The sequence below is a fragment of the Verrucomicrobium sp. BvORR034 genome (assembly GCF_000739635.1).
Classification (GTDB): Bacteria; Verrucomicrobiota; Verrucomicrobiia; order Verrucomicrobiales; family Verrucomicrobiaceae; genus Verrucomicrobium.
On the sequence record NZ_BATQ01000041.1, the window covers coordinates 155558 to 168141 of the forward strand.

At 53.9% G+C, this 12584-nt stretch carries 6 protein-coding genes; 5 read left to right on the forward strand and 1 reads right to left on the reverse strand.

Annotated features, from left to right (window positions below):
- Window positions 1–2 precede the first annotated feature (2 nt).
- The gene (locus tag BV034_RS06905; RefSeq protein WP_050025461.1) at window positions 3–938 is read left to right on the forward strand and encodes a hypothetical protein; all 936 of its coding nucleotides are present in this window, start codon (window positions 3–5) and stop codon (window positions 936–938) included.
- Here the strand turns inward: BV034_RS06905 and BV034_RS06910 are convergent.
- Window positions 890–2023: a DUF4339 domain-containing protein gene (locus BV034_RS06910; protein ID WP_050025463.1), complete on the reverse strand. Its 1134-nt coding sequence runs from the start codon at window positions 2021–2023 to the stop codon at window positions 890–892. The genes BV034_RS06905 and BV034_RS06910 overlap by 49 nt on opposite strands.
- Window positions 2024–2081: 58 nt before the next feature.
- Between BV034_RS06910 and BV034_RS06915 the strand changes: the two genes are divergently transcribed.
- The 4 genes from BV034_RS06915 (at window position 2082) to BV034_RS06935 (ending at window position 12562) form a co-directional block, all read left to right on the forward strand.
- A complete protein-coding gene (locus BV034_RS06915; RefSeq protein WP_063768702.1) occupies window positions 2082–2366 on the forward strand; it encodes a helix-turn-helix transcriptional regulator in 285 nt (94 codons plus the stop codon).
- A gap of 168 nt (window positions 2367–2534) precedes the next feature.
- Complete coding sequence (locus BV034_RS06920; protein ID WP_265592723.1) at window positions 2535–4850, forward strand: hypothetical protein; 2316 nt, start codon at window positions 2535–2537, stop codon at window positions 4848–4850.
- A gap of 46 nt (window positions 4851–4896) precedes the next feature.
- Window positions 4897–11679 (forward strand): RHS repeat-associated core domain-containing protein, encoded by a 6783-nt coding sequence (locus BV034_RS06925; protein ID WP_050025468.1) that lies wholly within the window; start codon window positions 4897–4899, stop codon window positions 11677–11679.
- Window positions 11680–12289: 610 nt separating this feature from the next.
- Complete coding sequence (locus BV034_RS06935; protein ID WP_050025472.1) at window positions 12290–12562, forward strand: hypothetical protein; 273 nt, start codon at window positions 12290–12292, stop codon at window positions 12560–12562.
- Window positions 12563–12584 lie beyond the last annotated feature (22 nt).

Below are 12584 nucleotides of genomic sequence, written 5' to 3' on the forward strand. Positions count from 1 at the left end.
CGATGAAAACCCTCCTGGCTGCCCTTTTCGTTGCGGTCACCCTTCTTGGGGGGGCTCCTGTCGCCGTCGCCGATGAGACACTCCTGCTTTCCGGGACTTGCCGGAACGTGACCCACGGCCTTGATGGACTGCTGAAGCTCTTCGTCCTGGAAAAGGCAGATGGCTCGCTGCAGGGGTACATGTCCATCAGCGGATGGCTGGTGGGAAGCGGCCCCATCGCCGGCAAGAAAGAGGGTAGCCGTTACCAGTTCACCACCCGGGATGCCCACTGGGGGCTGTCCATCAACTGGGACGGGACTCAGCGCAATGGGAAGCTGTCCGGAGAATACTATGCCTCACCCAATGCCAATCTGGGCACCGGCAAGCAGGTAGGGGAGTGGGCGGTGACCCTCCAGGACTCGACCAATGACTCGGCGACTCTCACGGAACAGACATTCAAGAACCGATTCCTGCTCATGGTGGAAGCCGATCTCAACGCGGAGGTGCAGCTTGCAGACGGTTCCACTCAGACGGGAGCCCGGGCTCTCTTCTCGTCCGTCCACCCCATTGGGACGGGCGTGAGTGTCTCGGTCAATGATGTCTCTATCGAGTGGAAGGACGGGGCATCGAAAACTTCCGCGTCGGACATTCACCGTTACACCGTCGACTACAAGCTCTACTGGCACGGCATCATTCAGGCCAACAGTCACACCAAACTCCGGCTGACCTACAACAACGCCCTACAGGCCGTGACGGCCCATGAAGTGATCGAAACGACCGGCACCACGAAGTCGGGGGTAGGGGAGATTGCCTTTGGCATCGGCGTCCTGCTCGGCAAGGCAGCCGTCGAGTCGATGTTGAACTCGAAGTGCGATCGTAGTCTGACCCGCAGTAGTTTGGCGGTTGAGGTTCAGTTCCTTGGCATTATGCCACTAGGAAAGCCTCTTCTGGGCAACTGACTTCGAAATCTCTCTGCTTCTACATTCTGGTTCAGGAGCGTCGTCTCCACCCAGTAGGGAGTGATTTCAGAGTAGCGAGGAATGACGGACATCATCTGTGCCATTTGGGGAGGAAACTCTACTTCATGGGAAAAGGCTGGCTCGGCTTCGGCATAGCGTTGCCGAAGGATGTGCTCTAGGTAGGTGATCCGCATCAAGCGCATGAGATTGGCTTGGTTCTCAAGAACTCGTTGGGGTTGGGACTCCATCTGTTTCATTCCCCCATCCATCAACTCAATGGCTGAAGGCAGGGCCCTGAGATATTCCTGCAAATCGGGATCTGTCACAACGGTGGTCAGAAAGTGATCGATGTACTGTTTCCTCGGTTCGTATTCCAATGCGAAGCTTCGCGACCGGAGAGCCTGGTATTTCAACTGGTCATTCTTGTTGGTACTCTTGCACTTCCGCGCTGCTTCAACCATGGGGTGGTGGATCCACGCAAATACTTCCGAATCTGAGGCCGGGAGTTTCCCTGAAGTTTGCGTGGCTGGATTTCGGGTTTGGCTTGGAGCAGGCGGGCGAAGAGAGGCGCTCACGATCTCCATAGCAACGAGGAAGAAGAATGCTCCAAGAATTCCCACTGCGGCCAGCACCCATTTTTGAGCGGTGGAGTTTGTCCTCTTGAAAGCTCTCCCAGTGTTGTAAAAGCCAAGAAAGGCGATCAGCAGCCCTGCCCAGAAAAACTGGCCGATTGCGACACTGAGTCCGGCAACTCCGCCTCCCAGAGAGGTGATAAGGAGCGAAGAAAACACGCGTTGCACGACGCTTGCCCACCCCAATCCTTCCGAGGGTGTTTGGCTTGTATTAAGACTTCCCCACGACGCCGGCAATTGGTTGCGTACGAGATGCGTCAAAACTTCCTCGACTGGCCTCCAGCCCTGGCTGTCTTCGGTTCTGGCAGAGTCTGTTGAAAGGAGGAGCCCGGTTCGGAGCATCTCCTGCACGGCATTAGTGTCGAAGGGGCCCATGCTCTGACCGTTCCTCAAGATTGTCAGACGGCGGGCGGGCCCACTCTGAAGTGGAGAGTGAATTGAGGTGTTCCCCATGGGGAACCAAATAGAGGCAAAGCCGTGGAAGAGTCAAGTTCCCTACAGGGAACTTTTTATGCCTCATCGATTCCGCAACCTCATAGGCCCGTCCATTCGGGCCTGGAGGATGAATCGCGGAATTACGCAAGACGAACTGGCGGCTCGGCTCCAGTTGAGCGGGCTCGATCATTTGGATCGCGTAGCGGTGGCGAAAATCGAATCGCAAATCCGGTCCGTGTACGACTTTGAAGTCATCGTCTTGGCTAACGCGCTGAAAGTTACTGTGGCAGAACTGATGGCGGTTGGACCTAAAGAGATGGAGAAGGCGCTGCCGGATCTCGTTCGCGGGAAGAGAGGATAGCCCTTGGGGCGATCCTTCTCGATTGTTGGAGAACATCTGTTCGCATCAGGTGGTCTTGATCCCGGCAAATCTGGTTCTTGGCGTGCGCAAATAAGGAAGGCGTGATGCGCAATTTGGGAACACCCTGAAGTCGAGTGGGCACCGTGGTTGCTTCTAAGGATGGGAAATATGGGGCTGCAACAATCTCGGACACTCTATGAAGCCGTGAGGCGTTTTGCGGATCGTGACGAGAAGACAAATTCCATGGGCGGATCGTCAATGCCACCGTCAATGTCCACCGCGGTTCTGGTCATCTTGTTCTGTGGACTTTGGACAAGTGTGAATGCGGCTTGGTCGGATACCAACGCAGATGGGCAAAATGACACCTGGACGGATCCCTCAAGTCAGGCTGTCACCACGCTTCAGGCAATGAATGCCCAGGGTGTGGATGTTGACAATGATGGGGCGACAAACACTGAGGAGGCGGCGCAAGGCTCCAACCCTTATGCAATCGACACTGATCAGGACGGCTTGACCGACGGGGATGAACTTCATGTCGTTCGATTGACGATACCTGGCGCATCCCTGACCAACTGGGACAGCGACGGCGATTTGTACAGCGACTACGACGAGTACCATTCGTTTTTCGGTGTGAAGTATCTTGGAGGTGTACTGCCCGCCATTTCCGGTGCTTCATTCTCAGATTACGATGGTGACGGGTTCAAGAACCCGGTAGATCCTGCTCCAAAGGATCCCGATAATACCGCCGAGGTCTACTACATTCCCTCTGGAGAATGGGGATATGAAATTCCCTACAAGTGGTACGGTGCGGCACTGGGAGATGCTGACGGCGACGGCATCGTGAATTTCGATGACTTGTTTCCATTCGTTGAGGACGATGACGACAACGATGGAATCCCGGACAGCATTGACCCGAGTCCGGGGGACTACATGAATTTGAGTGCCATCAATGGGCTTGCGTGGGACTACAATGCAATGGGGGATATGGATGGGGACGGAATTCTGAACTGGTGGGATCCTCAGAATGATTCTCCTTTCGGTGACATCGACGGAGACGGCATTGCCAATCAGGATGACCCTGCGCCTGAAGATCCTCTCAACTTCAGCGCGGCCAACGGCATGGAATGGGGGTTGGACTACTACGCGGACAATGACGGCGATGGGATCCGAAACTGGTGGGATCCGCTTCCGTACCAGCCAAGTGCTGATGCTGATGGCGACGGCATCTTCGATCAGTACGATCCGATGCCTGAAGACAGCCAGAACTACAGTTCAATCAATGGCATTACCTGGTACGCGGATGTCAACGGTGACATTGATGGCGACGGTGCCCTCAATTGGGAGGATGCCTCTCCCTACGGTTTGGACTCCGACGGAGATGGACTCTATGACTATCAAGAACTGCAGTACGGATCGGATCTGTATATTGTGGATACCGATGGAGATGGGCTGACGGACTATGAAGAGGTGATGGTGTACTATACCAGCCCGACAAATCCCTATGGCAGGAGTCAAAGTCTGGGTTGGGGTAATTTCTACAAGGACAGCGACCTTGTCGATCAAACTGACACGGACGGCGATTACATCCCGGACAAGATCGAACTGTTCTATGGACTCAACATCAACGACTCTTCAGACGGGTGGGGGGATCTGGATTCAAATGGCATACCGAACTACTATCAGTACTGGAGTGGAACTGCCCTGGACCTTGGTTTGTCGGTCTATGATGCTGACGGCGATGGAATGACCGACGTTTTTGAATTGGCCTACGGATTGAATCCTGACGACCCGGGCGACGCTATTCTGGATGGCGATGACGACGGAGTTCTAAACTACGAAGAGGGGAAGCTTGGACTCTCCCCTATCAAAACAAACACACTGGGAGGACAGTTCGAAAACTGGCGGAACTTTGACATTGGTTGGATGATCACCCGGATCTTCTATCCTGCGGATGATGCGCCCACCGAAGACTCCGATAGCGATGGCATTCCAGATTGGGGTGAACTGGCTCTTGCCGGTCTAAACCCCACTTTCACACGCGTTGCCGAGGGAGACCTTGATGGCGACGGAATGCCGGATTCCTGGGAACATCAGTACGGGAGATGGAAATATCCTGCCAATGGGATGGACCTGAGGAGAAATGATGCAGAACTGGATGCAGACGGTGATGGGTTGAAGAACATCCAAGAGTACCAGTTTGGCACTCATCCGCTGGCCGCCGACTCTGATGGTGATGGAATCATGGATGGAGCTGAGGATCTAGACAATGATGGGTTGACCTCTGCGCTCGAATTGCTCTTGGGGTTTAATCCCTTGATTGCAGACAGCGATCATGATGGCAACGACGACGGGGAGTCGATTCCTCCCAACGATCCTGACCGGGACGGTCAATTGACGGCGGAGGAGATCTCCATTGGGACCAATCCTGCCTGGAAGGATCACCCGGCTGTGGGACTAAAGGCAACCGGGAGCGTCGGCCCTTAGTCGGAAGGATTCAGATTCACTCAAACCCCTCAGTTGACGCAAAATTATGGCTCTCAATCGGCTTCTTGTTTTAGGGTCTCTATTGATGTTTTTCTCGGCCAACGCGTTTGGTCAGAGCATTCGTGAGGTGCTTGTTTCAGTCCAGGAGCGGCGGCTTGCTCTGATGCAGAGGCGTGCCGTAGAAGCAGAATTGAAACGTGCGGCGGAGTTGGTTGCGGATCCACAAGGGGTGCCGATGACGCCACTCGCCCCCGTTGACGATGATGACTTGATTGACTGGGGGGATGGGCTGGAGAGATTTCCGACGCAGGCGAAAATCGAAGAGCTCCCCTTTACAAAGGTTATCGAAAAGCTCAACCGGGCATCGAGGGAGGTGGACTACCTCAAGCAGTTCTACCTGAATGTCGATGGATTCTCTACAACGCAAAAATTTGACCTAAGCCACAGCTATACTGACGACGGAGTTTACCCTCCGCCATCTGGTTTGAGTTACCTGCCTTCGGCTGGCGATTTTGACGATTCAAACTGGAGGCAGAAGATTCTGGTTCTTGCATCTCTTGTCGAACAGTTGCGGGCCCTGGCGTGGCCCATGGAGGTGTGTCAGTTTAGGGCGGCGACGATGGACAATTCCAATGTGCCAATAGAGGACATGGATCTTGGGGTCCCGTTGCCTACTCCAAGCAATGGAGCAAACATGGCGGACTGCGACTCCACAGTGGGGATGACCTACGTCGCGCAATTGTACAAATGGGGGGCGTTGGGGCAGCCCAGTTCCTTTTATACCGAACTCGGTGGCGTGCGAGGGATTAAGACCATGGTGCTGCCGGAAAATATTCTGGGGGACAACAAAATTGATGAAGGCAAATTGGTCTTGTATAGGAGACTCAGGGCACCTCTGCCTTGGATCGCAAGCGAAGTTTACCCGCTCCACAAAGATTCGCTCCCGTTTCACTTTCGCAAGGAATACCATTCAGTCACAAATACTTTTGAACGTGGAGAGTTTGTTGTTGGAAATGCAGGGCTGCAAACAAGAGCTGAAGTGGAAGGCATGGAGGCGCAAGTCCGCTCACGGTGGACCTTGCCGCAGCTTGCGGCACCCGGAGAGTATTCCGGATACCAAGGCTACCTTTACGATTGGCAGCCTGAGGATACATTTCCACCCGGCATGGATTTCGTTATCGAACTGGAAACTGTGTGCTTTCCTGACTTTGCGCCCATCCAGAGGGCCACAGAGCGGCACTTGATGTCAGTCATCGCGACGAATCCTGGGAGCCTGCAGGTGAATGCGAGCAAATATCTTGCGGAGGTCGATCTTGGCAGGGGCCTGCGTGACCGTAATCAGACGGGGGTGCTGACTTTTCGACCCGATGGCTTTGGGACAGTCGAATTTTCTGGCAGCTTGAGTGGTTTCAAGGCGATATTTGAGACCGATCATGACAAATTCTCCCAAGCAGTAGTTGAAGAACCATTTGGAGGGGAGCATGAGGCATCGCTATTTACTCCTGAAGTTTATACGGCCACAGGATTCTCGGACAAAGCTGGATATGTCTCGGCTTGGTCCGCACCCAGGCTGAGACAGATCTTCGGATCGGACATCTCGATCGACATCGAATATGTCAATGACTACAAAAGGGTCCTGAGGTTCTTTTGGACGACAAAGATCACAGTTCCGGGCGACAACGTCGTGGTCCCGGTTGAAATCACCGGGGAGCCGTTCAAGACCATTGTGGTGGAGAATGCGGATGGAGTGGAGAACGGCGAATTTCCCGAGAGTGAACCAAGTCTCCACATTTTTGAAGTGGTGGGTGAAGATGAAGAGGGTGTGGTGGGATTGCACTGGGAGGTCAAGCGCACCGAAGACTGGAGCGGGCATCCCCTGCAGATTGTGATTAAGGGTGGTTCTGCTGAAGGGGGCCAGGACCTGTTCCAAAAGACTATCAGTGTCGAGCAGGACGACTCCATCCTCGAGACCACGCTGTACGGAGGCGCGACCACGATCATCGCCACCACCTATACAAGCGCTCAGAACAACAGGTTTTCCTTGTCTCCTGAACCGGTGCAGATTTCGCAAGGCGGCCGCGTTGCGGCTCTTGAATATACCGCGTTTGCAACATCTTCTGACTTGTCAAACACCACTTTGACTCTTCGGCCGATGCTGACCAAACAATCCCACTCTGGGACTGGGTGGACGCTTGATGGAGCGGAAGTCGCCTGGAATCAGGATGGTACATTCAAATCCAGCAAATTTCAGCGGGCTGGTGGTGAGTACAGTCAAGCCAATACCTGGGACAATCTGAAAGTCACAGCATCGTACAAGCTTGATGGAGTTGAGTATCGTGCCATAGAATGTGAATATTCAGAAGCACTCACCAAGGAGCAGCATCGGATTGGAGGAGCGGAGACGATCGTTTTGTTTAACGGGCCTGAGGAAATAGCTCCTTGGACGGTCAAGCAGATCAAGAGTCCTGAAGGGTACTTTGAAAACTTCACCACCACACCCGGAGTCGATGTCTCCATACAGAGTGTTTTGGAGGGGTGGGGCGACAATCACGATGCGGGCCGACAGACCATCGTTACCACCAATAGAATGGGGGGGCTTATCACACGTTCTGTCGTGTCAACCGCCCAGAATCCTCCGCTGACGATAGAATTTCAGGCGGGAGGTGAGCATGAAGGGTTTGGTTCCCCGGGAACCATCACAGGTCTAAGGGGTGATATTACGACAATAGAGTGGCAGACAGCAGGGCGAAATACCGGGGCCATGTTGAAGGTGAAGTCGCCCGAGGGGATTGAGCGAGGGGCTACCGGCTATGACTACCTGGGGCGTCCATCAGGCTACCAGGCGGGCTTTGCCACCTATAGCGCCAACTATGCGGATCGGTTTGCCCCGAAATTTAGCGGGCCAGAAAGTGAAAATGTGGAGGAAGTGCAAAACCAGTTCGGCGAGTTGGTAAGTTGGAGCACGACTGCCAGGGGCGGGATGGAGGTGAATCTTGCTCAAGCGGGCGCCTCGATCACCTTGGACGGTCGAAGCGCATCATTGGATCTGGGATCCCGTGGCGAAGTCACAGGAGTTGGAGGTGGGATGGGTTCGAGGGGAACTCGTGAGAGTTGGAGCCTTGAGCAGATTGCAGGATATTCCAGGAAATTGCTTTGCCGTGCATCCATCGCGCGCAACCGGGCCGGTACCGATTCCTCCAGCGTGCGGGAGTACTTCGATGAGCGAGGTCGGATGGTGCGGCGCATTTCTCCCGGCAATAGCGGGGGTGAACTGATCGAAGGTTGGAGCTACAGTGATTTGGATCGAAGCGTCACGTATTATCCTGGACCCGGCCCCTACTACCCATACTTCAAGCCGATCAAGCAGAGCTTGAGTTTCACAAGTGACAGCGTGACGATTACGACCCGAAGAGAAAGCTACGACATTCTCCGGTCAATATCCAAGATTGGAAATGGAAAAATTGTTGCGCTCACCGAAGTGAACGATGACAGCCACGGAGGGGTTGCCCAGTGGAAACCCCTTTCGCATGTCGCTACAGATGTTGTTGGTGGGGTGATCACGACAACTCCTCTGGGGTTGCCTGATGCATCACGCACGGTCACGATTTCGACGCCCTCTCCGACAGGCACGATGAAAGTGGAGAGCGTAGGGACGGATGACGAGAGTCTGATGACCATGCAGGATGGTCGTCCCAAGACGATCTCTGGGAAAGTTGGCGGGATACCGTTTTCACAGACGCTAAACTACAACTACAATCGATTGGGCTCTGTGGCCAGCACCCTGGGAGGCCGGGCGTATGGCTTGCAGTTCAACAACAAGGGACAGTTGACCGAATCAAGCGGTCCGGGGTTTCACGCATCGTTGGTACCCGCAGGTGCTCCAGGGTACAGTTTGAAAGTTTCCGATTCGGTTCAAGATACCGAGGTGACTCATACTGTAAATTCGGTGGGGGATTTCACGAGCGTGACGGGCAACGTCCACGAGCCAGTCGCCGCCCTGACGCAAGACACTCCTGAGGGCGGTTCCGCGACAAGCTATAATACCAATCTCACGGTGACGCGTTCACCTGATGGTTCATTGCTGAAGAAGGAGTACGTCGGCGGTGGTTTGGGGGCAATCGAGTATGCTTACAATGAGGACAATTCGATCAGCAGCAGTGGCAGTGCAGTGGAGGCAGTCACCTATCAGCCACGGACAGATGGATTGGATGCGCAATACTATGGCGCTGCAGGCACTGTTGCCACGAACTACTACAAAGTCGGATTGCGAAAAGACGTGTCAGGTCCGACTGATGGCCGCGAGTTCAAATATCAGCATCTCAGCAAGACTGAAGAGCGTTATATGGGGGCAAGTGAACTTGCGGGAGCAACTCAAACCTGGTCTTACGACGACGTTGGGAATCGCAACGGTCTTCTGCTGAGTGTGAGTACCACCGGTTCGAGCTTTGCCTCTGCCTGGAGCCTGGACAACTCTGGTCGACCACTTGTCGCGACAGGAGGTCATATCACAGGATGGTACGAGTACAGTCCTACAACGGGCGAATTGGCGACATTTACCCGCGGCAAGTTTCCTGATGGAATTCAGTCTCCCGCTTCAGGTGCATCATTGACGACGACCTTGCAGCGTGATGCTCTGGGGCGTGTGACAGGCTGTGCCACTGTGAACAGCCTGGGAGAGAGCTTCAATTACACGTACGCCTACAATCAAAGAAATCTGCGGGAGTCTCGCTTGTCGGCATCGGGCGTCTCGTGGAGCGCCATACAATATGATTCTCGAGGTCGTTTGACGCACGCCACATTGGGAGGATCGGCGTTGCCCAGTATCAATTCACTCGTCTACGACTACGACAATCGCAACAACCGCAATGTAGCAGGAAGCGCAGTCACATTCGCCAACAATGGGGTCGATCAAGTCACTGGAAGGACTTTGAGTCAAAGGGGGTACGGGGTGCATGGAACGGTTGCTCCTGGTGGGGTGGTACGAGTTTTTCATCCGCAAGCAGGAGCCGAAGGTGAATTGATCTTGGCAGATGAGGTTACGGGGGCTTACTCGGCGTACTGGACTGTTCCTTCAAACTGGGCCGCAGGTGGTGTCGGCCGCATTGAAATGCTGGTAAGAGGAACTCTTCCTGGTGCGGGTGTGGGGGGGACTGACGCCGTCGCAGACCAACAAGTCTGGGTGGTGGTTCCGGCAAGCGCTGAGACCTATGTTTACGACGGGGCAGGACGTACCACGGAAGACAGCGGTTGGGTATACGCTTGGAACGGAATGGGGTGCTTGACCCAGATGCAGCGCAAGAGCAACACCAGTGTAGATCCTTCTGTAGCGACTGAGGTTCTCAACTTCACATACGACGGCGACCGGCGCCGCACCAAGAAGGTGCGAACTCTCACGTTCAACAACGGCCAGCCTCAGAGGATAGAAACATCCAAGATGCATTGGAGCGACTGGCTCCCTGTGTGTGAAGAGGTGTCAGTGAATGGTGGTTTGGTGAGTCGTCGATGGTTTGTCTGGGGAAAGGATGTCAGTGGCACTTGGGAGGGCGCGGGGGGGATTGGGGGCCTTGTCGCTATTGAGGAGGAAGGGGGGAGGCGCCTGCTGCCCGTTGAAGACGGTTTGGGCAATATTGTGGCGGTCATCAACGAAGCCAATGGCTATACGATCGCGAGGTTTGACTACTCGCCTTACGGTGAACTCGTTTCATCGTCGGGCGACCTGGCCGCCTGTCCGTTTCGGTACCAGAGCAAATACCACGATACGGAGACTGGATTGAGCTACTTTGGCTACCGGTACTACAGTGCGAAGCTGGGACGTTGGATCAGCCGTGATCCATTGGGAGAAGATGGCGGATTCAATCTCTACGGATATTGTGGGAATGACCCGGTGAACTATTTTGACCCCCTTGGCTTGGCGACTGAAGAGCAACGACATGCTGATGCGGTTGTGGCGTCAGCATTGAGGAAAGTATTTCAGAAGAGAGCTGCCCTTACGGATGATGTGGAGGAAGCAGAAGCCTTGCGCGCATTTGCAAGGGAAATGGAAGTAACCTCCGATATTCTAGAAAATGCGAAAGAAGGGGACTACCTCGCTCATTGGCTGAGGGGCAAGTACTGGGACCACTATGATGTTGATTCGCCGGAAGACTGGGAAACGGCTCAATTCTACGCCGAGCAATTCAACGACAAAGCAACCTTATCGTGGATGCAAGGTAAAAATGCCCAACCCCCTGGGTTGCCGCGGGCCGGACCGAAGTGGGTTGGTGATTCTGGATTGGCATTTCTTGAACTCCCTTTGCATGCGGCGGTACTAGCTCTGAGTCCACGATTTGGTGCAAAGGGAGAGTCCCCGCGCAAGCTAGCTTTCATAGGTGACACAGGGCTTTTCAAGAACCAATTTTTGTCGGCGAAAGATATTTTTGCAGATCCTGGGAATCGAATTTATGTCACACCCGGTGTGTTGCGTGAAGTATTGCTTCCCAAAAACTTGTTTAGATTGACAGAATATGGAAATAAGGCCAGGAAGTTTACAGCCAAGAGATTGTGGCTCATGGTTACCTCAAAAGCTCAAATTAGAATTACGGCTTCGGGGAAACTTCCTCCTGGTCTCACCTATCAGGCGCTTACCAGTGCGAAGTTCGGAATAACAGATTTGAGAATGTTGCTGGCGGCCAAAAGGGGGGGCTTGGTTGTGGTAACTGGAAACAACAAGATCATCAGCCAGGTTGCCAGCCAGCCGCTTAGGAAAGCAATTGTCGGTGACGTCGAGGTGTTCGTGCTTGATCTTGACATCATGCCGGGTGACATATTGAAAGCAATCATTGGAGGATAGAATATGCCGGAATACGCTGTGTTGAGTGCGACGCCTCTGTGCCCAAGGTGTGGGTGCGAAATCCTCGATGCTGAGAACACTCTTCGGTTCCAATGGGGCGCTCTACCCAAAGGATATGAGATGGGAGAGAAGATAGTTTGGAGCAAAGGATTGCTGTCGCGAAGGCGATGGACCGTTGGTGACCCAAAGTTTGAAGACGTTGTTATTATCGAATCCGATGTGAATATAAGAGTTTGGAGTTGTGGTAAATGCGGGACGATGCTTGATAGGCCTTGTATTGAGGTGCGGAAGGGCAAAATTGTGCAGGTTTTGATGTTTGAGGCTGGAGCCTTTGAGGCTGGCACTGGCTATCAACAACAGACCGCTAATTGTTTTGAGATCGGGAGTTCTGGCAACTTGGTTCCGCGTCCCGAATTCGATGTAGAGTAGGCTGCTGGGCGGCAGTTTGTTCTTTCAGTTCAACCTGTACATGGATGTCGATTGAAAATGGGAGTGTCGATTAGAAGGTCCGTTCGATTGAGGCTCGGGGCTCGAAGATATGGGTGTTGTTGGGCGGAGCTAAAGGAGAATTCCGGCTTGAGTCCCCGGAAAAGTTAACCTAAAAGGCAAGATGTCCCGATCCCAACCTCCCCGCTTTGAGAATCTCAAGAAAGCAATTGCTCTCGCCGAGCAGATCCAACAGCTTGAAAGCGACCTGGCAAAGCTCCTTGCAGGTTCCATCCTTCCTGTCGAAGCTGGTAGACGCCGCGGCAGGCCCCCGAAGGTGACAGGGGCGGGTGAGCAGAAGTCCAAGACGACTAAGAAGCGGGTGATTTCCGAAGAAGGAAGGCAACGGATCATTGAGGCTCAGAAACGGCGGTGGGCTGCGAAAAAGAAGCGCTAACCCTCAGCAGAAATAAAAACGG

Bases quoted from the DNA above. Each gene is read 5' to 3' on its own strand.
- BV034_RS06915 (WP_063768702.1), top strand. From the start codon at position 2,082: ATGCCTCATCGATTCCGCAACCTCATAGGCCCGTCCATTCGGGCCTGG.
- BV034_RS06905 (WP_050025461.1), top strand. From the start codon at position 3: ATGAAAACCCTCCTGGCTGCCCTTTTCGTTGCGGTCACCCTTCTTGGG.
- BV034_RS06925 (WP_050025468.1), top strand. From the start codon at position 4,897: ATGGCTCTCAATCGGCTTCTTGTTTTAGGGTCTCTATTGATGTTTTTC.
- BV034_RS06920 (WP_265592723.1), top strand. From the start codon at position 2,535: ATGGGGCTGCAACAATCTCGGACACTCTATGAAGCCGTGAGGCGTTTT.
- BV034_RS06935 (WP_050025472.1), top strand. From the start codon at position 12,290: ATGTCCCGATCCCAACCTCCCCGCTTTGAGAATCTCAAGAAAGCAATT.
- BV034_RS06910 (WP_050025463.1), bottom strand. From the start codon at position 2,023: ATGGGGAACACCTCAATTCACTCTCCACTTCAGAGTGGGCCCGCCCGC.